Below are 26,246 nucleotides of genomic sequence, written 5' to 3'. Positions count from 1 at the left end.
GGGCATACGGGAACAGGCTCTTGGAATAGAGCAAACGCGCAGGCGTGAGAACCATCTCTGGCTTAGGTATCGTAAGGTATCTGATTTAAGTGGACTCATTGAACCAAGAATCCTGGTTTCAGGAGAATCCCCGCACCTTTAGGTCGGGGAGTATGTCAAAGAAGAAACTTCCTGCCAAAGTAAAAATTAAATCCCACATTCCGCACTTCAATTTGTAGCATTAAAAGTAGTGTATAATTCCGTAGCTTGGTAGGTATTTATACTATGCAAATCATCTCAATTACTTTTTTCGTTGATCAAATTCCGAGTAAATAATTTACGCATAAATACTTGTTTGATTGATTACTCAATCACGGCAGCTATGATTTTCTTCAGAATTGCTGTCTCCTGTCTCCTGATTCTATACTAAATTTTGGGGGTTGCACATTATGGAATGATACTGCCAAAAATAGGTGTTCGACTTTGACTAAAAAAACCTAATATTAATCGTTCTAGCAATTATCAAATCCAAAATCCAATTCAATCAAAAATCTCAAATCATTCGTCACTGTGCAACGCCAAATTTTGTGGTGCGGAATGTGGGTTAAATGTTTCTTTTTCTGATGTTTATTTTTCCTGTTATCAATTTTTGCCAGAAATTTCTTTTAAAGAAATAGAATCTGAGCATATTTTATGTAAGGGTGATATCTGACAATAAGTTAGTTGATCAGATAACTGATCAACGTCCATTAGCTGACATAAAAGTCATTGAAACTGAAGAAAGTTATACCAGTAAAACATCGGTAATTGACGTATAAAAACCTTGTCAAAATGAAACTTATGTAGGTAAACGAATCAAACCTGGTTTATTCAAGAGTGGAACTGTTATAGTCATTAATATCAACATTAATGGCAGTCTTCAGATAATTAGGGCTTGCTGATTAAATCTAAAAGTCTTTATAGATAAAGGTAAGTGCCTTTTTAAGTATCAAAAAGTGCGAGGTTTTAAGTGGTAATGGTTCAAAAACTTAGGATTTTGGTCAAGATTTGGGCAGAAAAATTAAGGGACAAAACGCCCGCTCCTACCTCCTCGCTCATTCCCCGCTTCTCCTTTCTCCTGTCTCCCCCTCCTGGGAGCTATCCCTGATAAGGAACTCCTGAAACCCTTGTAGGAGGCTGGGGAAGAGGGGGAAGAGGGGGAAGAGGGGGGAGTAAGAATTTTGTCTACAGTCCTCACACTTGCGTGTATTTTTCAATACAATTTTCTCCCGAAAAAGCCGCTCCCAGACTAACTCATAACTTGTCTTTTTTGTCTACGTTTTATGTTAAGAAAGATGTTTATAAAGCATAGCTCCTGGGAGGGGGAGGGGCGAGGGGTGGGTTGTCTCCTGTCTCCTACCCTTACTAAAAGACTAGTGAAGCGCAAACCCTAATTAGAAATTTATAGAGGCGTTTACTGCCGTTTCCATAGCATTCCTGATAACGGGAATAGTGAACTGCGCCGAAAGCACCAGTATTAGTTAATCCAATATCTATCAAAATATTAAGCTGTAACGATTTTCTACAGTCTTTTAAACTACTTCTTAATTTAACAAATGCTTCATAGAATTTGGCAATGGCTCAAAAATTTATGGACAAAACTTTTGGGGTTATTTTCTCAGTCTCGTCTAGATGTATCTGAGAACACTCAACAAACTTCTGAGTCTTTGCCCACACTGACAGATACAGATTACGATTTTTTGTTTGGTCAACTATTGGAGGGTGTTGCCCAGGGTTGGCAGTCTGAGCGCGTGCAAAGATTTTTTGATGAATTAGGAGAAAGAGGCAAACCTGAACTTTGGCAGGAATGGTTGCAACGGTTTGGAGAAAGGTTATTAGTTTCCCCTAAACCTAATGATGAGTTGGCTCAGAGAATGGTAGGGTTTGCTGAATTGACGCGATCGCTACCCTCTCTACAATCTTTGGGAGCAATGGCTAATAATATTGGTACTCAACTTTTAAGTAGGGATGATAGTGGGGCGATCTGGGAATATGATGGACCTGATGTTGGTGTTTCTCCACCTCCACAAACATTCGTGAGTGAAGAAAAAGATGATGACACCATGACAGAATTAGTAGTTAAACTTCAGGAAAATCCTAATTTATTAGCAACAGTTGCACAACAGTTAGGGGTACAAACGAGTGACCCTAGAGTAGTTATTCAGGCAATGGTTAGTCAGCTTGGGATAGGGGTGGAAAATCAAGCACAGTCTGCTGAGAGTAATGCTGAAATATGGGCGAAGTTGGGTTTGGAGCAGGCAAAAGCAGGAGATTTAGTTGGAGCAGTTGATAGTTGGGAAAGCGCTCTGACTCTAAAGCCAGATTACCATCAAGTTTGGTACAATCGAGGAAAAGCTTTAGTACAACTAGAAAGGTGGTCAGAAGCGATCGCTAGCCATGACAGAGCAATAGAAATTAAGTCTGATGATTATTTGGCTTGGAATAACCGTGCTGAAGCACTGGGAAAGTTAGGAAGGTGGTCAGAGGCGATCGCTAGTTGTGAGCGGGCGATAGAAATTAATTCTGGTTATTATTTGGCTTGGTATAATAAAGCTAGTTTTCTCGTTAATTTAGGAAGTTTAACCGAAGCAATTGGTTGTTATGATCAGGCTTTAGAAATTAAACCTAATTTTGACAATGGTTGGTATGAGCGGGGGAATGTTTTGAGAGATTTAGGTTTTATAGAAGAAGCTAATAAAAGTTGGGAGCGTGCTAGGGGAGTAGGGGAGTAGGGGAGTGGGGGTTCTTGAGGACACGGAGAGGGGGAGTGGAGAAGACGCGGGGAGGGGGAGAGGGGGAGACGCGGAGAGGGGTTGTCACCGTGTCACCGCGTCCCCGTGTCTCCGTTTCCTCATGGGGAGTGGCAAAGAAACTGAAATACATCCTCTCTCTTTGGCGTTGCACAGCGACGAATGATTTGAGTAAGAATTTTGATTGAATTGGATTGTGGATTAATCAATTGCTAGAATGATTAATTAATGGTTATTTTTAGTCAAAGTCTAAACTAATTTTTGGCAATATCATTCCATAATGTGCAACCCCAAAAAATAAGGTCTGAAGCCTCCCCTTTAAAGGGGATGAAAAAGCGGTCGAGGGATGGATAGGTTACCTAACCATATCCAATCGACCAAGAGAAAATCAAGTTCAATATTTCAAGCCTCTGACTTTAACTAGAGGTACTGATAACTGATAACTGATAACTGATAACTGATAACTGAAATGACACAACTGCCAGGTCCAAAAGCTCCAGCTTTGATTCAACTCCTTCAGTGGGTAGCCAAACCCTTGACATTTATGGAAAAATGTGCAAAGGAATATGGAGACGCATTTCAAATAAAATTGAATTATCCAATGGTATTTATTAGTCATCCGAAGGCCATTGAAGAGATTCTCAAGACTAATCCAAAACAGTTTGATTCTGGTTATGGGAATAAATTGTTGGCACCACTGGTGGGGGATAATTCATTATTGTTGTTAGACGGCGATCGCCACCAACGTCATCGTCAACTTTTGATGCCACCTTTTCATGGAGAGCGAATGCAAGCTTATGGTGAGTTAATTTGCGCGATCACTGAAAAAGTAGCTAGTAAGTGGGTAGTAGGGCAGCCATTTTCTATGAGAGAATCAACTCAAGAGATATCTTTAAAGGTAATATTACAAGCGGTCTTCGGTTTAGAGGAAGGACAGAGGTATGATAAATTAGAGCAACTTTTGAATTCAGTTTTAGAATCACTCGCTTCTTCCTGGAAAGCAAGTGCGCTATTTTTAAAATTTCTCCAAATTGATTTGGGTTCATGGAGTCCGTGGGGTAAATTTCTCAGGGAACGGCAAGAAATTGATGAGTTAGTGTATGCAGAAATTGCCGAACGTCGTCAAAAACTAGACCCCAAACAAACTGATATTTTGACAATGCTGCTGTTAGCTAGGGATGAAGCAGGGGAAGCTATGAGCGATCGTGAATTGCATGATGAGTTAATTACATTGCTTTTAGCTGGACATGAAACCACTGCAACAGCTTTAGCATGGGCTTTTTATTGGATTCACCACCAACCAGAAATCTATAACAAGCTATTGTCAGAATTGGAAGACCTTGGAGATCACCCAGACCCAATGGCAGTTATCAAGCTGCCTTATCTGAATGCAGTTTGCTGTGAAACCTTGCGTATCTACCCAGTAGCGATAATTACATCTGCGCGAATAACTAAATCACCAATAACAATTATGGGTCAAGCATATCCAGAGGGTACTGCTCTGGCTCCCTGTATTTATCTAACTCATCACCGGGAAGATTTGTATCCTGAACCAGAAAAATTTAAACCAGAACGATTTTTAGAAAGGCAATATTCTGCTTATGAATTTTTACCTTTTGGCGGTAGTAGTCGTCGTTGTATTGGAGCAGCATTTGCTATGTTTGAAATGAAACTGGTATTAGCAACTATTCTCAAACGTTATAGTTTGGCTTTACTAGAGAAGCGATCGCTCAAAACAGTTCGTCGCGGTGTAACTTTAGCTCCTGCAGGAGGAGTAAAAATGGTAATGACTGGGAAGTGTATGCTACAAAAACAAGAATCTCCTTCAGTTGCAACTGTATAGAAACCATTTAATAGCTATAGATAGGGAGTAGGGGAGTAGGGAGCATTTTTTTGTGGTAGTGCATTCTCATGGTTATGCATTGTCATTATTTTTGTTACAAAAACAGTGGGAGCATCTTGCTCCCGTGCCAAGTGTCCCTTGTTCTTGTATACCATTACGGCTGCATGAATACTCTTTTTCTACCTTTTTCCCTATTCTCGTTCCTGAATCTCCTGACTTCTGATATCATGTCCGCTCTGAGAACTAATTATGAACAACGAAGATTTTGTAGATGAGGAAGACATAGAATATGAACATTTTTTGGCGTTGGTGATTTTGGCTATGATTTTGCTTTAATGGCGATAATGCTCCGCATCGCTACCGCGAACGCTTAACTATTAACTGAAAAGCATTTTATACTTGGCAAAATTTAGGTTTCATAGCTTGATTCACCAACATCCAAAATTGAAATCAATTGAACCCGCACCTACAAAAATTATTGCTGTACAACCAGTACCGAACATTTCGCCCGGTGAATTACATAACTGCTCACACTACCTATAACCATTTCGCTGAAAACAGAATGTCCTCTGCGTCCCATAACTATTAGTTCAGCACCCCACTCCTCGGCTACTTTACATATCTGCTTTCCAGGTGCACCTTCAGTTTGAAGAAATTCTGTGTTTACCCCTGCTGTTGTCGCTTCGTTAGCCCGTGACTGCAAGATTTCTAGACATTTTTTGTCAAAATCTTTCCATTGTTGTTGATATTGCGCAATCAATTCTTTGTTGAATTCCCGGGAAATTGCTCCAAATTTAAGGGGAGTTTCTGCTTCTTCGGGAGATAAAACGTGCAATAGTTTTAAGTAAGAATTATTGAGTTTTGCTAAATTGAGAGCAGCGGCAAATACGCGATCGCCTGCTGCCGATGTGTCCATTGTTGCTAGAATTTTTTGATACATAATCTTTTGATGAAAATCTAATTATTTTATTTGATACTAATATTGTATCCTAATTATCTGAAAAAAATATAAATTTTAATGTTGATTTCACTATGGTCAATCTCAGACTAATTATTCTTAGTGAAAACGGAAACTATGATTTTGAGTAGCTTTCTTGATAGAGTTATACCAAGCGTGAAAAAAGAATGTTACGAATTAATTTGGGCAATTAAAAGACACATGCAGGAGATTTACCTTGGACGAAAAAAATAAATTCCCACCTAATAAATGGTATCAAAGTTATTTATTCTGATTCCTGAATCCTGATCTCCCATCCAGGGAGGGGGAGGGGCGAGGGGTGGGTTGAATCCTCAGAAATAACCTACTTATTTGTAACAAATATTGATCGAATTGATATTAGCTACTACCAGAGTATCCATAAGCAATTATTCATTGATATCTATGAATACTAATGAATAACTGCTCATTACTAATAAAAAAAAGCTAATCTTGTACAATATGAACAGAACAATGAGCGCGATGAATCACATAATTACTAACACTACCCAATAGCAGTTCATTAAAAACGGAATGCCCACGGCGTCCCATAATGATTAAATCAGCATCCCACTTTTGAGCTAATTTACATAGTTCCCGACCAGGGTTGCCTCTGAGTTGGGTAAATTCTGTATTGAACCCAAGTTCCTTTGCTTTATCTGCTTTTGATTTCAACATTTGTAAACATTCTTGCTCAAATTTTTCCCAAAGCTGATGATATTCTTTCATCATCTCTGGGTTTGTACCAATGTCAGTACCAATCATTGGCCAATAATTTATCGGACTTTCTTCTGCTTCCTCCGAGAGAATATGAACTAACATCAGATTCGGATGACCGATTTTTGCTAACTTTAGGGCTATGTCAAACACGCGATCGCTAATAGCAGAGGTATCGACAGCAACTAAAATTTTTTCATACATAATTAATACTTCCAATGGTTTTGTTAAATATCTATTTACATTGTATAAAATTACCAACGTTATCTAATAATTAAATAAGTCAAAAATTATGAATCTTAATATCTTACCAGGTCATAGTTTTCCCATTGGCGCAACAGTCTCCAAAGACCCCAAAGGAGTAAATTTTTCCATCTACTCTAAAAATGCTACAGCAATAGAATTACTATTATTTGATGAACCCCACGCAGCTAAACCAAAGCAAGTAATTTTACTCGACCCTAAACAACATAAAACCCATCATTACTGGCACATATTTATTGATGGTCTTGAGGCAGGGCAAATATATGCTTACCGAGTTTATGGACCACTTGAGCCAGAAAAAGGTCATCGATTTGATGGTACAAAGGTATTACTAGACCCTTACGCCAGGGTAGTAGTGGGACAAGAAAAATATAGTCGTGAAGCTGCTACTGGTTATGGTGATAATTGTGCCTATGCCCTCAAAGGGGTAGTAGTTGACCCAACTGCTTATGACTGGGAAGATGATATACCTCTAAACATACCCTACGCTTATACAATTATCTATGAAATGCACGTTGGTGGATTTACTCGTAACCCTAATTCTGGCGTTTCTTCAGAAAAGCGGGGTACTTTTGCCGGACTAATTGAAAAAATTCCCTACTTGAAAGAATTGGGAATTACTGCTGTAGAATTATTACCGGTACAGCAATTTGATGAACAAGATGTGCGCGAACCTCTAATCAATTATTGGGGTTATAGCCCGATCGCATTTTTTACTCCTCACCACAATTATAGTTCTCGCAAAGATATTTTCGGACCGATGGATGAATTCCGAGATATGGTAAAAGCTTTGCACAAAGCTGGAATAGAAGTAATTTTGGATGTGGTTTTTAATCACACTGCAGAGGGGAATGAAAACGGACCGACAGTTTCTTTCCGGGGACTGGAAAATTCTACTTACTACATTCTGGAGACAGACGACTCCACTTATTACAGTAACTATAGTGGTTGTGGCAATACTTTCAATACAAATAATCCTTTTGTACATCGCTTAATTGTTGACTGTCTTTGTTACTGGGTTAGAGAAATGCACGTTGATGGGTTCCGGTTTGACTTGGCATCTGTTATGTCTCGGAGTATGACTGGCGATCCGTTGGAAGATCCACCTGTGTTATGGGCAATTGAATCCGATCCTGTTTTGGCAGGGACAAAAATTATTGCAGAAGCTTGGGATGCTGCGGGATTATATCAGGTGGGTTCATTTATTGGCGATCGCTTTGCTGAATGGAACGGACATTATCGTGATGATGTTCGTCAGTTTGTTAAAAGTGACCACAAGATAGTTGATAAGTTAGCGGCTAGAATTATGGGTAGTCCGGATATTTATCCTCAACCAGACCGCGAACCCAATCATAGTATTAATTTTATTACTTGCCATGATGGTTTTACTATGAATGATTTGGTTTCTTATAATGAAAAACATAATGAAGCTAATTGTGAAGATAATCGCGATGGTGCTAATGATAATCATAGCTGGAATTGTGGAGTTGAAGGATTAACTAATAAGCAGGAAATTGAAAGATTACGACTGCGACAAATTAAGAATTTTTTCACCATATTATTTTTCTCCCAAGGGACACCAATGATTTTAATGGGAGATGAAGTAAGGCGAACTCAACTGGGTAATAATAATGGTTATTGTCAGAATAATAAACTAAGTTGGTTTGATTGGGAACAAATTGAGAAACAAACAGATTTACTGCGATTTGTGAAAGGGATTATTCATTTTACCCAAGAATTAGAAATTATGCGGGTAGATAAGGTTTTAGCTACAGTTGGTGCGGGTACTCCAGAGTCATCTTTAGCTAGAGAAGAAGGGGAAGTTTACCCAAATGAACTGCCTAATATTAGTTGGCATGGAGTACGTTTAGCTAAACCTGATTGGCATCTAGATTCTCGGACTTTAGCTTTTAGTTTGAAGCATCCAGAAAGTGGTGAATATTTTCATATTATTTTGAATGCTTATTGGAAACCTTTAATGTTTGAGTTACCACGTTTAAAAAAAGGGGAAAGTTGGTATTTAATTATTAATACTGCTTTTCCTTCTCCTAAAGATTTTAATGATTTAGATACAGCTACAAAAGTTATTGGTGTTAGGTATCGGGTCGAGGCGCGAGCTGCTATTGTTTTAATGGCAAAAAGGGAGTACCAGAAGTCAGAAGTTAGAAGTTAAAAGTTAGAAGTTAAATTCTTGGTATGACTATTTCTGCACCATCAGTAGAATTGCTCGTGGTGCAAATATTCAGGGTTGTCAAATCCAGCTAATATTTACCATTAAATACAGGAAAAATTAGGAAACACTATCCTTAGTATAACACCAATTTCAAAAAATAATGCTACATTAACTTTTTTTGTAGTTAGGGAAAACCTGGATTTTGCCATACTAGGAAAATTAAATAGAGAGCAATGGTTTTCTCTATTCCCTACTCCCTACTCTATACTGCTTTTTTTACTGTAACGACCTTTTTTGAATTTGGTATAATATCATGTTCGGTTGAATACTTATAAATAACTGTTGTGAGGAGTCAGTCCTCAGGAGTCAGGAGTCAGGAGGGAAGAAAGGAGGAAAAGAGAAAATATGGGAGATGGGGTATTGATAATTTCAGTATTTATTTGGTACTGTCAGCCCTTAAATTTTATTTATAACTGATTATCCGAACATGATATAACACAGCCTGAATTCAACGATCTCCGACACATCCCTCGTTGAATATAAATTTATATAAATAGGGCTTGCTGATTAAATATCAAAGCATTGACATATAAAGACAAGTGCCTTTTTGGGGCCTTGAAAAAGTGCCTGGTTTTCAGCTCTTCATGCTCATGCATGGAGCGTATTTTAGGCGCATAGTTGGGCAGAACAATCTTGGGACAATTCTTACTCCTACTTTCTCGCTCATTCTTCTGTCTCCTGTCTCCTGTCTCCTGTCTCCTACTAAAAGACTAGTGAAGCGCAAACCCTAAATAAATATATCTTTAAAACTTACAAATATAAACTTTTATAAAAAATGCTAGTATGCAATGGCAACTTAAAGATATATGTAAAGGAAATAAAGTTGGTTCTTCCGAAGGTTATGCAAAGGCACTTGAGAATGCAAAATCCTTGCTATGAATGCTTTTGGGTACGACATCGGATATATGTAAGACACCTGTAGATAAGGAATATAAAAAAGCAAACACCTCCTAAGATCGATTTGATTGAGCATTTGAGGATTTAGAATATGAACGGAACAAACAATGGCTATCAGTGGATAGCCACACCAGCACCATTGGCAGGTCGTTATGACGATATTTATTTCATCAATCCTGATGTTGGTTGGGCTGTTAACGGGAATGGACAAATTCTAAAAACAGAAGATGGTGGAAAAAAATGGGATATCAAAACACAGTTAAAGGACGTTTACTTTCGCTGTATTGGGATGACTCAAGATGGTGAACATGGTTGGGCAGGTTGTACGACCCCAGGGAAACAACTCTACCACACCAGTAATGGCGGTAAAGACTGGGATTTGGTAAATAACCTGCCCGCCGATGCCCCCTCAGCCGTTTGCGGACTTTGGGTACTCGACGAAAACAACGTATTCGCATCAGGAACTAACTACCCCGAACGACCGGCACGCTTCTTCAAAACACATAATGGTGGTGAAAGCTGGTTTGTGAGGGATATGGAGGATCTAGCTAGCATTCTAGTGGATATCTACTTCCAAAATGATCAGATAGGTTGGGTTGTCGGGGGTCGTTCGGTTCGGCCTAACCCCCGTCGTGACGATGTTGTGCCGACAGTCCTGAAGACAGAGGATGGTGGTCACACTTGGAAAGATATGCTCGAAGATATCAATGTTCCATTAGGGGAATGGGGCTGGAAAATCCAATTTTTAGAGGACGATCCAGACTTTGGGGTAGTTGCCTGTGAGAACCTGAAGGCAGGAGCAATTTTCATTACCGAGGACGGGGGAGACTCCTGGCGACGACAAGAAATTCGCGACAACTGTCATATGATTAATGAGAACCTAGAAGGCATTGGTTTTTGGGATCGTAACCTTGGTTGGGTTGGTGGTTGGGGAGATGCCACCTTTGACAGTGGTCGCACTAGCGAGACAAGAGATGGGGGTAAAACCTGGATAGACCTGACTGGCTCTTGGCCTAAGCCCATTGACGGCTATCCCTGTCCCCCTCGTTGCAATATAGGCCAATATATCAACCGATTTCGCTTTGTTGGCGAAGGTGAGAACCGTGTTGCTTATGCTTCCGGTAACACTGTTTATAAATACACCAATCAAGAGTTATGGGGGCCAAAAGAAGGGGAAGTAGCTGGTAACCGCTTGCTCGGAGCAACGGAACTTAAAATCGCTGCCGATCGCGCACTTGTTCCCCTCACCATACCCGAGGGTGCAACAAGCTTATCTGTAGTTGTCTACGATCGCTTTGCGGGACAAGTACGAACTTTGCTAGAAGAACAGAATCCCGCAGCAGGCGATCGCTCTCTCTCCTGGGATTTACAAGATGACAACGGCCAAAAGTTACCCCCCGGACAGTTTATGGTGCGCGTCACCTGTGATGGCTATGCAGAAAGCCGACTGATTTTCCCTGAACGTACTGGAACTCAAATCCCCTTAACTGCGAGTATTCCCCATCAACTTCGAGAGGATTAATGCAATGAAAAAAAACTATGATATCCCCCTAGAGGTTCTAGCTTGTCAACCACCATTACAAGACAAATCTGAGATTGCCAGCCTCGATCTCACAAAATTGTCCCTGAGTTTTGAACTCCAACGTAACCCGCGAGATGAAGCCGCCTTATTGCTGACGGTAGCAGCGGAAGTGGAGCACGCTTTAATGGTTCAGTACCTCTATGCTGCCTATTCCGTGCGCGACGACCAAGAAAATAATGAGACAAAGGGACGAGTGAAATCGCTCTATCAGCGATTAGCTCAACTAGCACGGGAAGAAATGGGGCATCTGATGACGGTACAAAATTTGCTGCACCTCATTGGCGCTCCCCTAAATTTTGAGCGGGAACATTCCCCTTTTGAAAGCGAACTTTATCCATTCCGTTTCAAGCTCGAACCCCTATCAAAGGATTCATTAGCAAAGTATATTACTGCCGAACGGCCTGCCGAACAGGGGGATATTCCTAGCGAAATATGGAAAAAACTCCAAAAAATTGCCAACATAGCTCAGCGTGCTAATGATGGTCGTCCTATTCAGCACGTGGGAGCGATTTACGAACGTCTGCTCGAACTTTTTGGCAATGAAGATGAAATCAAAGATCAAGACTTTCTGACAGACCGGATCGACCTCCAAGCTACCTGGGATGATTGGGGCTATGATGAGGGTCTTGGCACTGATGATGAGACTGAGTCTCGACGAGTTTATGTGGATGCCTTTGAAGGATCTCATCCGGACACCTTACGCCAGGAGGCCGTCAAAGCTCTCAAAATCATTGCCGAACAAGGGGAAGGCTATGGCTCTACGGTTGACTCCCATTTCGAGCGCTTCTTTCAACTTTATCAGGATTTCTGCAAGTTGAAGGGTGAGGGGGTCGAATGTGTCTGGCCAGTGGCAACTAACCCCAGTACCGTGCCGCCACGTCCCGTACCTTACGATGGGCTTGAGGAGTCTATCCGGGCGGCCTTTGAGGAACGGGGCTATATAGCAAACCCTCGCGCCCGTAACTGGGGACATTTGTTCAACTTACGCTATCGGTTACTGCTGGCTTTTTTAATCCATTTCTTGAGAACAACGGGTCGTCGCTACATATCTTCAGGGCCTGATAAAGGCGATCGCACCCCCCGTGGCTTCTTACTGTTATGGGCTTTTGATGAAATGCGCCATCTTAAGAAAATTGCCCAGAAGATGGTGCGACTGCCACTAAAATCAGACTATAATGGGGTGACAGCTGGTCCTCCTTTTCAATTGCCCTATACCCTCGATCTAGCAGACAACGAACGCGATCGTTGGCGAGTCCATTTAGATGTTGTCCAGGCTTCATTGTGCTTAGTGGAAAAAATGCTTCAGGATGGTTCAGACAAAGAAGACCCATTTTTGGAGGATTTACAGAAGTCTGACCAAGGACGGGAGAACATTTTAAAGGCTTTGGCTGCGGGTCAGACTATCCCCACAGATGCTCAGACAAAAGCTTTTCAGAAGGTAGCTCATATTCTGGAAGAAGCAGTACGGGGGTTTTCTATCGATGGTCACACCAATTTCTGGGCGGGAATCAATCGCGAGCAATTTGTGCAATTGCATATGTTTAACCGACCTTTCCTCAATCGCAATGAAGACGAGAACTGCAATTTAACCGCAGAAGGCTCGGAACTGGTAAGTCGATTAGAGGAGAGTTCTAGTAAAACTGGTAAAATGCCCCGCTATCGACCACAAGTGGATAGTTCCAGGCAAGAGTTTGTCCGGGAGTGGGTTGACGATCAAGCACCAGATAACGAGCCACCAAAGCAGATTGGTGTCCACCACGAACAAGAACCAAATCTCGATCTCCTTCCCCCAAGGCAAGCATACCGACAATCCGATGGGGTGGGTTACAACGTAGATATCAGGCCACTCTTTCGAGATTTTGATGTAGAAACTCTGCAACAGTTAGACGGAATCAATCTCAATGATGTAGAAAATGTCCGAGCCAATGCGGAAAAGCTTCGAGAAGGACTCAACAGGGGTTCTCTTCCTTATGATGCTTGCTGGTCTGACGATCAAATAGAGCTGTTTAATCGCTGGATAGAGAGCGATATGAAAGACTAAGATTGCAAATGAGAAGCTAGAGAGCGATCGCCACAGTTATCTCGAATGCAGCGATCGCCCTCATTGTATTCCAGATATTCTGGAAATCTACTTTGTCAAGAGTCTCACAGAGTCCCCATCCCCTAATACACTGGGTAGGAGAGCAAATAATAAGATGCACCCTAGAGCTTTTAATCTTTATCTCCTCTTAGTAAGTCTCAAATCCATATTTGTCGGGAAGTACTGCACGCGGTCCTAAGGGAAGTTGCTCATACCCCCCACTTGGTTCATCTAGTTCCTTGAATTGGATTTGGTTACCATCATTCCATACCTTTTTCAGGAACTCCTTGATCACAAAAACAGTGAATAATTCCCCTGGGCAGCGACGGTATCCGAAACCGAAGGGCGCGTACCCTGCATAGTCAATCACAGGATATGTTTTGCCCTCAGTAACGTTATAAACAGTACCAAATCCACTATTAGTCACCTGAGCGTTTCGTCCATCATCCACGTTGAAATCCGCCTTGTGGAAAGGACATTGGACAAATCCGATTTGTTTGCACTTCTCCTCAGTAATTTCATCGCTAGTCGGAACATTTTCCTCTTTGTAGCGATCGGGATTGAAATCTCCAGGGTCTGTCCAATGTATCTCATAGTCGCTGGTGGCCTCGTGCGGAGTTGTATGGTAGTTATATAAGTTGATTCCTTCGTAGATTCCTGGGATTGAGAAGATTTTGTTATCTTTTATATTAGAGATGCTTCCACTGTTTGGCGAAATCCAGCGGAATAACTCCATTACAAAATAATCAAGGGGGCTAAATCCCTTATCATCAGGTTCTTCTGAATTGCCAGCATTCATCATTGTTTCAAATTTCGTTTTAATATTAGCCTCGTTATTGATGAACCTCTCGATGATATTGTAAATAGTATTCCCCCACTGGCTAAAGGCCAGAAAATTGTGGAAGCACTCGAAAATAATATCGTCCTGATTAAAATATTTCGAGTTGTCATCTTGTTCGCTATTCTTGAGCCAGTAATGTACGAATGTCTTTTTCTCCTCTTCGCCTGAGCCTGAACTGATATTGTCTTTAATCCAATCATTCAAGGACTGGCGCTTTTCACGCACATCCATGTAGCTTGTGTAGACAATAGATTCGAGCGGATTTAGATAACCAATGACATTCATAAAACTCCTTCCTATATCTAGAACATCTTGAATAATGTCACCGCGTTCGACTCCAAGATGCAAGTCCCAGTATAGGTAGAAATACAAGTCTAGGTAAAGTCCCATCAGTGGTTTATTGGCATTGCGGTTATCTAATAGTTCCTCCCAAAAACCAACTACCTTGTCTTCATATTTCGGGAATAGATCGGGAGTAAGAGCTGAATAGTAAATCTTTTTCTTCTCATTGTTCTCTCCCCGAATTGTAGGAACATCAGATTTTTGATCGCCGTTTTGGAAACCAGTAAAAAATACTGTAGTTCCTTCTTCAGGTGTTGGTTTCCAACTGTCGTAGAACATCCCCCACAAGAAATAGGGAATTGCATCCTGTTTGTCAAGAATTTCCTTGTCAATTAGTGGCAGGGTTAACTTCGCTCCTCCATTTATATTTGTTAACATGGCCGGTACTACTGCCTTGAAAATGTAATCCTTAAAGTCCAACAACTCGGGAAAAAAGCGACCAAGCAACTCCTTCGATTCTGGGGGTAACTCTTCCCCTTTATCGAACTTTTTCTTATACTCAACGAAGCGTAATAGTGTTTCCTGGTCTAGGGAGGACAAAAATGATTTGGAAAAAATAGGAAAGGTGTACATAGAAGTAACTCCTGGTTGTGGTTGTAAAGAATGAGTGAAGTGGGGACAGAACCTTCCGCCACCTTCAGGGACAGCTAGTTGATATTGATCGGATGGCCTGTTGTCGATCCCGATAGTGGTAAGAGCCGCTATCAGGTTGCTAGGGCCTTAGTATGGCGATCGCTACTTATCCGTTCTTAGAAACTTATGACTATCTATGATAAATCTATGATTTTCTCTGGATAGTTTGTTCTATTCCTGCCTCAACCTGGTAACGTCAGCGTTATCCAGTCCACTGGCACACACGGTCGTTTGCTTTTGCTTTTGCTTTTGCTTTTGCTTCGCAAAGCTGGCGCAACGCAAAGCTGGCACAACGCAAAGCTGGCGCAACGCAAAGCTGGCGCAACACAAAGCTGGCGCAAAGCTGGCGCGAAACGCGTTAGCAGAGCATAGCTCTTACTGACCGCAATAGCTAAATTTAACACTGCATTTAAGTCTCTGTCTGAGCTAAAATTGCAGCGTTCACAGCTGAATACACGCTCCGATCAAGACAGAGACTCGCGATTCAGTTCCACAGTTAGAGCAAGTTTTAGAAGTAGGAAACCATCTATCAAAGACGAGCTACACCAGGGTGTTTGGCCAGCAATGTTTTTTGCTAGTTATTTGGATGTAGTTCAGTTTTGAATTCTAGTAGGATCAAACAGATAATTGTTGATTTTTGTAGATCATATCAGATTACAGCCAACAGTGACAACCCCTGTATAAATTTAGCTAGGGTTTGCTGATTAAATATCAAAGCATTGACTGATAAAGGTTTTAGCATTTTTTGGTCTAAAAAAGTATCAGCTTTTCAGCGGAACAAGCTCATGCATGCTAGTATTTTGGGACGATTATGGCAGAAAAATCAAGGGATAATTTTTCCGACTACCTCCTCTATAATTCCCATTTCTCCCCTCCCAGGAGGGGCTAGGGGTGGCTTGTCTCCTGTCTCCTACCCCTACTAAAAGACTAGTGAAGCGCAAAACTTAGCTATTTCAGTCAGCTTTGTTGATTAGAATTAAGTTAATACAAAGATTATAATCTAACTATGCAATTTATTCAAAACTAATGACAAAAAGAAATAGATAATATTATGTCTATACCTCATCGGACTAAAATAGTTGCAACTATTGGCCCTGCTAGTAACTCTCCAGAAGTAATTAAACAACTAATTGAAGCAGGTCTAAATGTAGCAAGACTAAATTTTTCTCACGGTAGCTATGAAGACCATGCTTACACAGTTTCTCTATTGCGCTCTATTTCTGAAGAATTAAATACTTCCATTACTATTTTGCAAGACCTCCAAGGTCCGAAAATTAGAGTGGGTCAACTCCCTGATGGTGCAATAACTTTAGAAGAAGGGGCACAGCTAGCTCTAATACCGTTAGCTGATGATACTCATCAACCAGAAAAAGTAGGCATTGACTACCCATATTTAGCAGAAGAAGCAAAACCAGGAACTCAGGTATTAGAGTTGTTGGGTTATTAGAATTAGAAGTGGAGTCAGTAGAGGGAAATGCTGTTAGTTGCAAAGTGATTACAGGTGGGTTACTCAAAAGTCGTAAGGGAGTTAATTTACCAAGTTTGAATTTGCGCTTACCTTCAATGACAGAAAAAGATAAAAAAGATTTAGAATTTGGTTTGTTTCACGGAGTAGACTGGATATCGTTGAGCTTTGTGCGTAGTGCTGAAGATATTTTGACGCTAAAATCAATCTTAAAAGAAAAAGATGCAGATGTGCCAGTAATAGCAAAAATCGAAAAACCACAAGCGATCGCTAACTTAGAAGCTATTGTCAAAGAATGCGATGGTATTATGGTGGCAAGGGGAGACCTGGGGGTAGAAATGAAACCGGAAAAAGTACCGATGCTGCAAAAACAGATTATTTGGATGTGCAATAAAAGAGGTATTCCGGTAATTACAGCTACCCAGATGTTAGAGAGTATGATTCACGAACCTCGCCCCACTCGTGCGGAAGCTAGTGATGTGGCAAATGCTATTGTTGATGGTACTGATGCAGTAATGCTATCTGGGGAGTCAGCAGTGGGTAAGTATCCGGTTAAAGCAGTAGAAATGATGGTGCGTATTGCGGAAGATGTGGAGAAAGATACGCAGTTTATTAATTATCCTCCAGCAGAAACGGATGAAACTCATGCTATTAGTGAAGCACTTAATATTATAGATAAGATTTTACCGTTGCGTTGTATTGCTGCTTTTACGAGTTCTGGTTATACTGCACGTTGTTCCCAGTACTAATCAAAGAATAAGCAGCTTCTATGGCTTCTTCACGAGTAGGTCTAGCAATGATAGAACCACGCAGACCTACCTCTATTCCTTGTTCAATTATGCTTTTAATACGCGATCGCAGTTTATCTGGGGTATCAAAAAGAAGTAACCAACAATTACCTTGCTTGACAGCGAGTTCCTGTGCCTGGGGCGAACCCCCACCGATGTAGATTTCAGGAGAATTTCTCTCTGATGCCACAAAAGGAGTACCGACTTGCCCTTGTTCAATATTGTAATAAGTGCCTTTGAAGGTAAACCCGCCATTTTTTTGCCAAAAAGCTTGACAAATCTCTAAAAACTCTTCAGCTCGCTGATAACGTTGATCGTGTTCGAGAAAATCACCATAGTAGCCTTACTCTTTTTGAGAATGACCCATAATTATATTTAAGCTGACTCTACCATTGCTTAAGGCAGAAAGGGTATTAATTTGTTGGACAAACAAGGTCGGTGAAATTGCTCCAGGTCGATAGGCAACCATAAATTTGATCTTTTCGGTTGCCATTGCTAAAGCAGTAGAAAGTACAATTGGATCTGGTCTGTAATAGTTGAAGGCAGTCAACAGGGAATCAATGCCAATTTCTTCAGCACGGCGACAGAAGAAAAGATTATTCTCGATATTTGGTAAATGCGCTTGTTGCTCAGGTGAATTACCTGCCTGGAGTTTAGCATTTTGTGAGGCAACTCCTAGCCTATTTGCTTGTGCGGCTAATCGCCAGTGGAATCTCAATAGACATCTCCAGAAAAGAGGCAACAGGCAACAGCTCATCTGGCAACAGGGAGAAATAATTGATAACTTATGGATAAGAATTGATTTTATTTTGGATTTTTGGAGATGTCTAATGAGTTCATCTTAAAAAAAAATCTCTAGTTTGGAAACTATTCGGCTTTAGCTACTGGAGGACAATTGACAAGATTTACTGCCACGTTTAATCATAGCAGTTTTTTTTTGCCTTAACTGAATAAGTATACATTATTTTTCTGCTATTTTTTTGACCAATGTGATAGTTGGTCTTCCTGCTGGTCACTCTAGAGCAGCTTGAACCTGGTTGACAACTTTCCTGGCAGTGTGGTAGTATAATCCCTAAGACTACCTTGACCGTGAATACCTGTGAATGAGGTGCTTCTAGCTAGGGGAGTCGTCGGATTAGCGACGTACTCAGTTGAACCAAGAAGTAAAGTTCAAAATGTCACAATGAGTGGCGCTTTGTATGAGTTTTATCGAGCAGAAAATGCGTATCTACATATCGAGTAATCATCAATATCCAGCTAAATTGACTGGAACTGCATCTCAGCATATCACAGACCTACTTGCTAAAGGCTTGGGAGAACTAGGACATGATGTTTTTTACGATCTCAGAGATAATCAAATTCTAGAACCTTTGCCAGACAGTGTTAATCAGGTTAGGGAGCGAATGTTTGATGTTGACATTTTACAGCCTCATGATGTTCCCCTATATGGTTCTTTTGATCCCTGTGGTAAGCCTTGGGTAAGAACATTTCATGCTCCTTTTGGGAATCATGATGTTTCAGCTTTTTCAAAAGAGAATTGGATTTTTGTTTCACGCTCCCATGCCCAGAGTTATGGTTGCGATCGCTATGTTCATAATAGCATCGATCCTGCTGAATTCATCTATTCTGAAACCAAATCTGATTATTTCATTTTTTTGGTATCTGGTTTAGAAAGAGCGGTGTTGAAAGGATTTGGTATTGCCTTGCTTTTAGCCCAAGAACTAGGTATCAAGCTGGTTGTGGCAGGCTCCAGTAAGGACGAATTTTATCAACGTCAATTTGCTGCCATGTGCCGGGAGCAAGGAGTTGAATTTGTTGGTGAAATACGGGGACAACAGAAAGCTGAATTAATAGCTGGTGCTAAAGCACTCCTTGCTCCAACACTGATCCATGAACCTTTTGGCTTAGTTGTGGCTGAAGCATTAATTTCGGGGACTCCGGTAATTTGTAGCGATCGCGGAGCTTTTCGGGAATTAGTTTCACCTGATGTTGGCTTCATTTGTCGCCGACAGAACGAATATATTGCTGCTGTAGAGAGACTCAATGAAATTTCGCCTCAAGCTTGTCGGCAAAAAGCCATGAGAGACTTTCATTATCTAACAATGGCAGCTAATTACGTTAAGGAATATGAAAAAGAAATATTATTTACTGAAAGTCAATCTGTAAATTAATTGTTCTAGCAAGGAGAAATATAAAAATATAATTAAAGTTAATTAAAAAGGAGCATGATGATTCAACCCAGCGAACAGATAAAATCTAAGAATGAAAAGAATAATCAAGATGATTCTGAGGAAGTAACAACAGCTAGTGAAAACAACAATGATCAGGAAAATACTAATCAAAATAACGAAGAAAAATTAATTGCTAAACTCAAGCAATCTATTACAATTTTCATCAAAAGTATTAGTTTTTCTCTATTTTTATTGTGGACAACTGCGCCAAAAGCAACGGCATTTGTAATCATCGTATTGTTGTTGCAAAGTTTAATTCCTGCTATCACTGTAGGAATTCAAAAACAAGTGGTGGACACGGTCGCTTCCCTAGTCCCAGGAGGAGAATATGACTGGAAAATCATTGCCGTGCTGGTGTTGCTTTGGGTGGTAGCACTGTTCTTAGAGAATCTTCTCAACCCTTGGGTTAACATTGCTTTTATGAAACTGTCAGATAAGCTCATGGCTAGTCTTAACCTAAAATTAATAGACAAGGCTAATAGCTTTGCTGATATTAATAATTTTGAGAACCCAGAGTTTTACGATGAATTAGAAATGCTTCAAGAAAGCATAAGTCACGAACCAATCATCCTGTTAAGGGGTTTTTCAACAGGTTTAAAAATACTGGTAACCCTCACAACCATGTTAGCTTTATTGTTTACTGTAGACTGGTGGATTCCCCTATTAATTTTATTAACATACCTACCGCAAACTTATGCTTCTTTGAAACTTGAGTCAGGGATTTGGCAGGCAATTTTTCATAAAAGTCCTCAAGCTCGTCGCATGAAGTATTACTCTGGATTAATGTTAACAGATACCTATGCTAAAGAAGTACGCCTTTTTGGACTGAATTCTTTGTTTAGTCAGCGTTATTTAGAAGCTTTTGAAGATAGGCATCAGCTCATTCATAGTCTGCAAAGCAAACAAGCTTTGATTTTAAGTGCCCTGGGAATATTAAGTGTTTTTGGCAATGGATTTTGCTTTGGTTGGGTAATTCTGCAAGCTCTAGCTGGTAAGTTAACTCCGGGAAGTATCTTGTTGTTGATTCAATCACTTGGTTACGTTCAAAGCAATATCAACCAATTGCTACAGCTTTTTACAAATATACAAAGATCTATATTGTTTATGAAGCTATTTTTCAAATTTATGGATTCTCAATCTATGATGCAAACTCCTATTCCCGGTCGGCCAACACCCAAACCAATTAAGTCAGGAATTGTTTTTGATGATGTGGAGTTTGCTTATTCAGATGGTAGGGTGGCTTTAAGCAACATTTCTTTTCGGTTAAATCCTGGTGAAACCGTCGCTATAGTGGGCGAAAATGGTGCGGGGAAAAGTACCTTAGTCAAACTTTTGGCACGCTTGTATGACCCAACTAAAGGAAATATTTTTGTAGATGAGGAGAATATCAAAGATTTTAATATTGAAAAATGGCGACAGCAAATTGGTGTTGTATTTCAGGATTTTTGTCGTTATGCTCTCACTATTGGTGAAAATATTGCCTTGGGGGATACTTCAGCAATGGATGACTTAGAGAAATTAAAATGTGCCAGTGAAAAATCAGAAATTGCGACTAAAGTGGAGAAACTTCCCGAAGGATATGCAACGCTTTTAGGTAAGCAATTTAATGGTACTGAACTGTCTGGAGGAGAATGGCAAAAAATAGCGATCGCAAGAGCTTTTGTTCGGGAAAAAGAAGCCCAAATCATGATTTTGGATGAGCCTACAGCAGCTTTAGACCCCCGTAGTGAATACGAAATCTATAGCAGTTTTGCTGAGTTAGTCAAGGGAAAGACTGCTATTTTAGTCACCCATAGACTAGCTTCTGTACATCTAGCAGATCGAATTCTGGTGCTGAAAGCTGGCAAGTTAGTTGAAGTGGGTACTCACGAAGAACTTTTGCAGCAAAATGGAGAATATGCTACCCTCTGGAATATGCAAGCAGAGCAATATAAAATGGAGATAGAGAGCAACAAAGTTGAAAATTTCAATTTCAGCATTACTGGTTAACCATTAACATGACATGAAAAGAGCTAGTCACTGTTAAAGCTGTAACCCAAGTATTCAATATCTTCAGCATATAGTTCTCGAACAATTTCCACTGTTTCGTCATCATAATATTCACTATAGTGTTTTGTATTTTGACTATTTTTAAAATGAGGTAGAGTTTTATTTTCTATAGCTAGTAACTCACAAACTGCTGCAAAATCCTCCTTTAAATTTTCAAATCTACCTATAAAATTACAATTATCTTTTGTTTTTCTGGGGATACCAAACAAATCTTCCTTATTGTAGTCTAATATGAACTCTACTTGTTTTTTTGAATGATATTGGTCAAAACCACTTAGCTGTTTTGGCTCCCCATCTCTAATTAACTTTGCGTATTCATTAAGGCTCAGATTTCTCTCAGGTCTGTGGAAGTAAGTATTTGGTCTATTGTCGGTGTGTTTTATTGTTCTCTCACTATGTTTCCATACAGATATAAATCTATCAAATGGATTTCTAATAAATGTCAAGGTAAAGTAATCAGGATATAGGTTGAGGATCTGAGCTAAACCATCCATTCTCATAGTGTATTCTAGTCCTGTTTCTTTTTGCCATCCTAATGCCTTTACTTCTTCTTTGAAAAAAACTTCCATAGACGTACCAGCACATTTTGGTATGTGTATGAAGATAAATTTCTTATCGTGTGATATCATTAACTGCAACTTCCTTAGTTTTTTTGATTACCGAATAATTAATAATTAAATGATTAAATAATTAGGGTTTGCTGAAAAAGTCTTATGGGTGAGGGTAGGAGACAGGAGACAACCCACCCCTCGCCCCTCCCCCGACCGTGGAGGGGAAGACAGGAGAAATGGGAATTATAGAGGAGGTAGTCGGGAAAATTGTCCCTTGATTTGTCTGCCATAATCCTCCCAAAATACTAGCATGCATGAGCTTTTTCCATTGAAAAGGTGACACTTTTTTAGACCAAAAAATGCTACAACCAATATCAGTTAATGCTTTGAGATTTTTTCAGCAAGCCCTAATTAAACAATCTAAAAGGGAGAGGTAATTATCCATTATCCATTATCCATTATCCATTAATGAATCCCTGGTCTTCAGTCACCTTGAAATAACTGTAAACCTCGGGCGTTGAAAGATTCTAAGTTTTCCAGCAACTCATAATCACAATAATATCTTTCCTTTATCTCTTCCTGAAGAGATTCTTCAATATCATGGAGATGAATGTTCTTGACAAAAGATTTATTTAATTTGGGAATTGATAATGTATCTAAACCTAGTATTTTTTTAATTCGAGATAAATCTTCAGTTAGCCGATCGTATCTCACAAGATAATCTACTCTAATCTCCTTAGACTTGGTTGAAATAAAAACATTTGACTGAGGTTTCGCTAGATGAGGTACTGAGTGAAAAAATTCAGCAAATGTCATATCTTTCTTGCGTGCCAGTTTGTGATTTGGTAGTCCAGAGCGATAATTATACCAGCTAATAACCCAGTCTAAAGGATCTCTAATAATGCCAAACTTAAAGAACTTATTAAACTCAAAATTTTGTTTTTGGAATATAAAATTAAACGTCTCGTATACTTTATCTATAGACATATGTCTACCGATATGGACATCAGTAACCTTGATTTCTGCAATTTCTGCAATGTTTGAGTTGACAATAGATGTCGATGCGCTTTTCGTGTTGGCAATAAAAATAAACTTATTTTCTCCACTGTATTTTATTAACATTTAGCACCTGCAACTTCCTTAGTTTTTTTGTTACTCCCTCTCAGTTGTCTTGAAATAACTGTAAACCTCTGGCGTTGAATGATTCTAAGTTTTCCAGCAATTCATAATCACAATAAAATCTTTCTTTTATCTCTTCCTTAAGAGATTCTTCTAGGTCATGGGGATAAACTTTTTTAACCGATGCATTTAATTTGGGAATTGATAATGTTTCTAGACCTAGTATGTTTTTAATTCGAGATAAATCTTCAGTGAGTTGGTGGTATCTCGCCAAATAATCTACTCTAACCTCCTTGTACTTGGTTGAAATCAAAACATCTGACTGAGGTTTGGCAAGATGGGGTGATGAGCGAAAAAATTCAGTAAATGTCATCCCTTTCCAACTTGGTCGTCCAGAACGAAAATTATACTTACTCAAGGCCCAGTCTATGGGGTCTCGAATAATGGCAAACTTAAAGAACTTATTAAACTCAAAATTTTGTTTTTCGAATATAAAATTAAACGTCTCGTATACTTCCTCTATAGTCATGTGTCTACCAATTAGAGGATCGCGTAGCTTTATATCTGCGATTTCTGCAATGTTTGAGTTGACAATAGATGTCGATGCACATTTCTTGTGACCAATAAAAATAAATTTATTTTCCCCACTGTATTTTAGCAGCATTTAGCACCTCCAAGGCTTTTAATTTTCTTTGTTGTCATTTGTGGAAATCTTTATCATTATAAAACTCCCTGGCAACTTCAACACTATATATTTTCGGGAAACCTGATGCTAAGGCAGCAGCAATGCTAAGGATAAACTAAAGGAATATTACCCAGAGCTGCAGCATATTCACTAAAGCTTGAATGATAAGAACCTATAATTTTTTGGCTTTTAGAGAGCAAGTATAAATCTATCAGAGAATTTTCAGTAGAAGTTTGGCGCTTTTGTGAATCGTCGAAAGTTTGACAATAGCTAATTATTTGCTCTGGAAATTGCTTGGAGATTAAACTTTTTGTTGCTGCGTTATCTGTAGCCAAGAAAAAGCGCGAATAACCATTAGATATTTCTTTCTTTATAGCTTTTATAAACTTATCATCTGAAGAAAATTTTGACTCTAATCCTCTAGATTTTAGGTGTTTCCAGAGGTCTGTGCGTCTAATATGTATCCCAACAATATCATTGTGCCAATACTTTTCCACAAATTTTTCTATTTCCTGAAGCAAGTGATTTTTAAGTTTCATTTGCCTCACAAATTTCAAATAATGTTTTCTATATGTCTCATTATCTATATTGCCCTCAAGATATCTCTGGTGGATTGAAGGCCATTTGTGTTCAGTTACATATAAAATATTGCAGGAATCTTCATTTCTGAACAATTGTAAAACTGATTGAGGAGATATAGTTTCACATACAGTTTCATAAAGATCCTCAAAATAACAGTTACAAGCTTCCTCTGGATGCCAGCACATCAGTAGGGGAATATCCCAAAAGTAGCTCAAACAAAGGTAGGCGCATAAAGCACGCAAACGGTTGCAAAGACCACCTATTCCTGCATAGAAAATAATTTTTTTATAGGGTGGTTGATTAATTGTAGCAATAGATGCTGCTTGGTAGATTACTTTTCTAATATATTGAGCATCTGATATAGATGTTAAATTAATGCTTTTTTGATAAGCATTTAACGCTTCCTCTATTTTTCCTTGGTCTTTTAGTTGCTCACCTCGTTCAAAATAAAAATTATTTGTCATTTTTTCCGAGTCAATTATCATAGCCATTAACGAAGTCAGAAGTTGTTTTTGTAACCGGGATTAGAGCAACGCTCCAAAAACGTTTTGCCTTAAAAGGCAGGGTTTTAGACCCAATTATTTTGATAATTATATTTTATAAATATTCCCATACAGAAATGATATGATAGTTATGGTTCTTCTGGATATTTATTAATAACATTCTTCCTTACAGATTCACTCACAAAAAGTGCATCTCCTTGTCGTATTTGCCCATTTGTTGCTCTAGACAAATTGTAAATATCAAAAAGGGAATAGTTGAATTTGGAGAGAAATGACCAAATTTCATGGAAAAAAGGAGCGCCTTCGTAGTGGGGTATAAACATTATTTCCGTGTATATCAGGGCCGTACTTCCTGCTTCTAAAAGGGACTCTGCTCCATGTAAAGCATTTAATTCACCACCTTGAATGTCAAATTTCAATATATCAACAATTGATATATTGCTTTCCTTTAAAAACTCATCAAGGTTGATAACTTCTACCTCAATAGTCTCTTTTGGCTTTGCTGATTTTGGATAATATCTTCTTGCAGAACTAGGTCGAGGAAGAAGGGAATTAGTTACATTACGCTCGTTAACATAGAAAGTGGCAGTCCCCTTTTCTTGGGCCACAGCCTTGGGCACAATGTGTATTTTTGGGTCATCAGAAAATTTTCTATTTAACTCAGCTATTGAATCTGGAAATGGCTCAAAGCAATAAATTTCTGCAGTCGGAAATTGGGAACGGTATATCTTTGCCGTTTGACCCTTGTTTGCACCTACATCAAAAATACAAATATCAGTCTTGTTTAAGTTTTTTATTAACTCGTGTTGAACCTCAAACATATTTGATGGGAAAGAATTTCTTGGTCTGCTTGGTTCCATTTTTTTCCTTGATTCATAGCCAGAATCACTTCCGATTGCCTTAATCAATTTCTCCATCAGTTTTTAGTTTTCGATTACATCTATTGGGCGAAACCACCCATCTCCCCTTAACCGAGTAATACTGGCGAGGCGACCTCTACATAGTATCAGATATGAGAAAAAAAAGTAGAGACCTTCTATAGCAGGTCTCTACAATTAGATAACTTCTGGATATCTCAAATAGCCTTAAGGGACAAA

Annotated in this window: 18 protein-coding genes and 2 pseudogenes; 10 read left to right on the top strand and 10 right to left on the bottom strand. The window is 39.4% G+C overall.

The genetic code is table 11. The features are described from left to right. The first annotated feature begins 1,574 nt into the window (after positions 1–1,574). The gene (locus tag F6K15_RS22870; RefSeq protein WP_293064744.1) at positions 1,575–2,750 is read left to right on the top strand and encodes a tetratricopeptide repeat protein; all 1,176 of its coding nucleotides are present in this window, start codon (positions 1,575–1,577) and stop codon (positions 2,748–2,750) included. A 487-nt stretch (positions 2,751–3,237) separates the two neighbouring features. Further along, the gene (locus F6K15_RS22865) at positions 3,238–4,611 is read left to right on the top strand and encodes a cytochrome P450 (RefSeq protein WP_293064741.1); all 1,374 of its coding nucleotides are present in this window, start codon (positions 3,238–3,240) and stop codon (positions 4,609–4,611) included. 475 nt (positions 4,612–5,086) lie between these two features. On the opposite strand, the gene F6K15_RS22860 is transcribed toward F6K15_RS22865, so the two are convergent. Beyond that, positions 5,087–5,551 (bottom strand): universal stress protein, encoded by a 465-nt coding sequence (locus F6K15_RS22860; RefSeq protein ID WP_293064738.1) that lies wholly within the window; start codon positions 5,549–5,551, stop codon positions 5,087–5,089. A gap of 483 nt (positions 5,552–6,034) precedes the next feature. Further along, positions 6,035–6,508 (bottom strand): universal stress protein, encoded by a 474-nt coding sequence (locus F6K15_RS22855; protein ID WP_293064736.1) that lies wholly within the window; start codon positions 6,506–6,508, stop codon positions 6,035–6,037. Positions 6,509–6,596: 88 nt separating this feature from the next. Here F6K15_RS22855 and glgX point away from each other — a divergent pair, with 88 nt between their 5' ends. The 4 genes and pseudogenes from glgX (at position 6,597) to F6K15_RS22835 (ending at position 13,321) form a co-directional block, all read left to right on the top strand. Next, positions 6,597–8,741, top strand: coding sequence for a glycogen debranching protein GlgX (gene glgX / locus F6K15_RS22850; RefSeq protein ID WP_293064733.1), 2,145 nt, complete (start codon positions 6,597–6,599; stop codon positions 8,739–8,741). A 1,048-nt stretch (positions 8,742–9,789) separates the two neighbouring features. Further along, a pseudogene (locus tag F6K15_RS38550) lies at positions 9,790–10,086 on the top strand (WD40/YVTN/BNR-like repeat-containing protein); the annotation flags it as partial. 147 nt (positions 10,087–10,233) lie between these two features. Further along, positions 10,234–11,220 carry a FlgD immunoglobulin-like domain containing protein gene (locus F6K15_RS22840; protein WP_293064727.1) on the top strand — a complete coding sequence of 329 codons (987 nt, stop codon included), beginning with the start codon at positions 10,234–10,236 and terminating at the stop codon, positions 11,218–11,220. A 4-nt stretch (positions 11,221–11,224) separates the two neighbouring features. Further along, positions 11,225–13,321, top strand: a complete 2,097-nt coding sequence (locus F6K15_RS22835) for a ferritin-like domain-containing protein (RefSeq protein WP_293064725.1) — start codon at positions 11,225–11,227, stop codon at positions 13,319–13,321. A gap of 16 nt (positions 13,322–13,337) precedes the next feature. Here F6K15_RS22835 and F6K15_RS22830 read toward each other — a convergent pair whose 3' ends face one another. Together F6K15_RS22830 and F6K15_RS22825 are read right to left on the bottom strand one after the other, a co-directional pair. Further along, entirely contained in the window at positions 13,338–13,481 is a 144-nt protein-coding gene (locus F6K15_RS22830; RefSeq protein ID WP_293064722.1) for a hypothetical protein, read from the bottom strand. A gap of 27 nt (positions 13,482–13,508) precedes the next feature. Further along, complete coding sequence (locus F6K15_RS22825) at positions 13,509–15,116, bottom strand: hypothetical protein (protein ID WP_293064720.1); 1,608 nt, start codon at positions 15,114–15,116, stop codon at positions 13,509–13,511. Positions 15,117–16,227: 1,111 nt separating this feature from the next. Here F6K15_RS22825 and F6K15_RS22815 point away from each other — a divergent pair. After that, positions 16,228–16,623 carry a pyruvate kinase gene (locus F6K15_RS22815; RefSeq protein ID WP_293064717.1) on the top strand — a complete coding sequence of 132 codons (396 nt, stop codon included), beginning with the start codon at positions 16,228–16,230 and terminating at the stop codon, positions 16,621–16,623. A gap of 8 nt (positions 16,624–16,631) precedes the next feature. Continuing rightward, entirely contained in the window at positions 16,632–17,390 is a 759-nt protein-coding gene (pyk, locus tag F6K15_RS22810; RefSeq protein WP_293064715.1) for a pyruvate kinase, read from the top strand. On the opposite strand, the pseudogene F6K15_RS22805 reads toward pyk, so the two are convergent. Further along, positions 17,350–18,147: pseudogene (locus F6K15_RS22805) on the bottom strand (LLM class flavin-dependent oxidoreductase). The gene pyk and the pseudogene F6K15_RS22805 overlap by 41 nt on opposite strands. Positions 18,148–18,628: 481 nt before the next feature. On the opposite strand from F6K15_RS22805, the gene F6K15_RS22800 reads away from it, so the two are divergent. Together F6K15_RS22800 and F6K15_RS22795 are read left to right on the top strand one after the other, a co-directional pair. Continuing rightward, entirely contained in the window at positions 18,629–19,600 is a 972-nt protein-coding gene (locus tag F6K15_RS22800; RefSeq protein WP_293064712.1) for a glycosyltransferase, read from the top strand. A 54-nt stretch (positions 19,601–19,654) separates the two neighbouring features. Then, positions 19,655–21,649, top strand: coding sequence for an ABC transporter ATP-binding protein (locus F6K15_RS22795; protein ID WP_293064709.1), 1,995 nt, complete (start codon positions 19,655–19,657; stop codon positions 21,647–21,649). A gap of 23 nt (positions 21,650–21,672) precedes the next feature. On the opposite strand, the gene F6K15_RS22790 is transcribed toward F6K15_RS22795, so the two are convergent. The 5 genes from F6K15_RS22790 to F6K15_RS22770 form a co-directional block, all read right to left on the bottom strand. Further along, positions 21,673–22,338: a sulfotransferase family 2 domain-containing protein gene (locus tag F6K15_RS22790; protein ID WP_293064707.1), complete on the bottom strand. Its 666-nt coding sequence runs from the start codon at positions 22,336–22,338 to the stop codon at positions 21,673–21,675. Positions 22,339–22,743: 405 nt separating this feature from the next. After that, the gene (locus F6K15_RS22785; RefSeq protein WP_293064704.1) at positions 22,744–23,382 is read right to left on the bottom strand and encodes a sulfotransferase family 2 domain-containing protein; all 639 of its coding nucleotides are present in this window, start codon (positions 23,380–23,382) and stop codon (positions 22,744–22,746) included. Between the two features lie 40 nt (positions 23,383–23,422). Further along, positions 23,423–24,043, bottom strand: a complete 621-nt coding sequence (locus tag F6K15_RS22780) for a sulfotransferase family 2 domain-containing protein (protein ID WP_293064703.1) — start codon at positions 24,041–24,043, stop codon at positions 23,423–23,425. Positions 24,044–24,168: 125 nt separating this feature from the next. Then, positions 24,169–25,137, bottom strand: coding sequence for a hypothetical protein (locus F6K15_RS22775; protein ID WP_293064701.1), 969 nt, complete (start codon positions 25,135–25,137; stop codon positions 24,169–24,171). Positions 25,138–25,277: 140 nt separating this feature from the next. Continuing rightward, positions 25,278–26,057: an FkbM family methyltransferase gene (locus F6K15_RS22770; protein ID WP_293064698.1), complete on the bottom strand. Its 780-nt coding sequence runs from the start codon at positions 26,055–26,057 to the stop codon at positions 25,278–25,280. Positions 26,058–26,246: the final 189 nt, after the last annotated feature.

Source organism: Okeania sp. SIO2B3 (assembly GCF_010672525.1).
Lineage (GTDB): Bacteria > Cyanobacteriota > Cyanobacteriia > Cyanobacteriales > Microcoleaceae > Okeania.
This window is presented reverse-complemented; position numbering and strand designations above follow the sequence as displayed.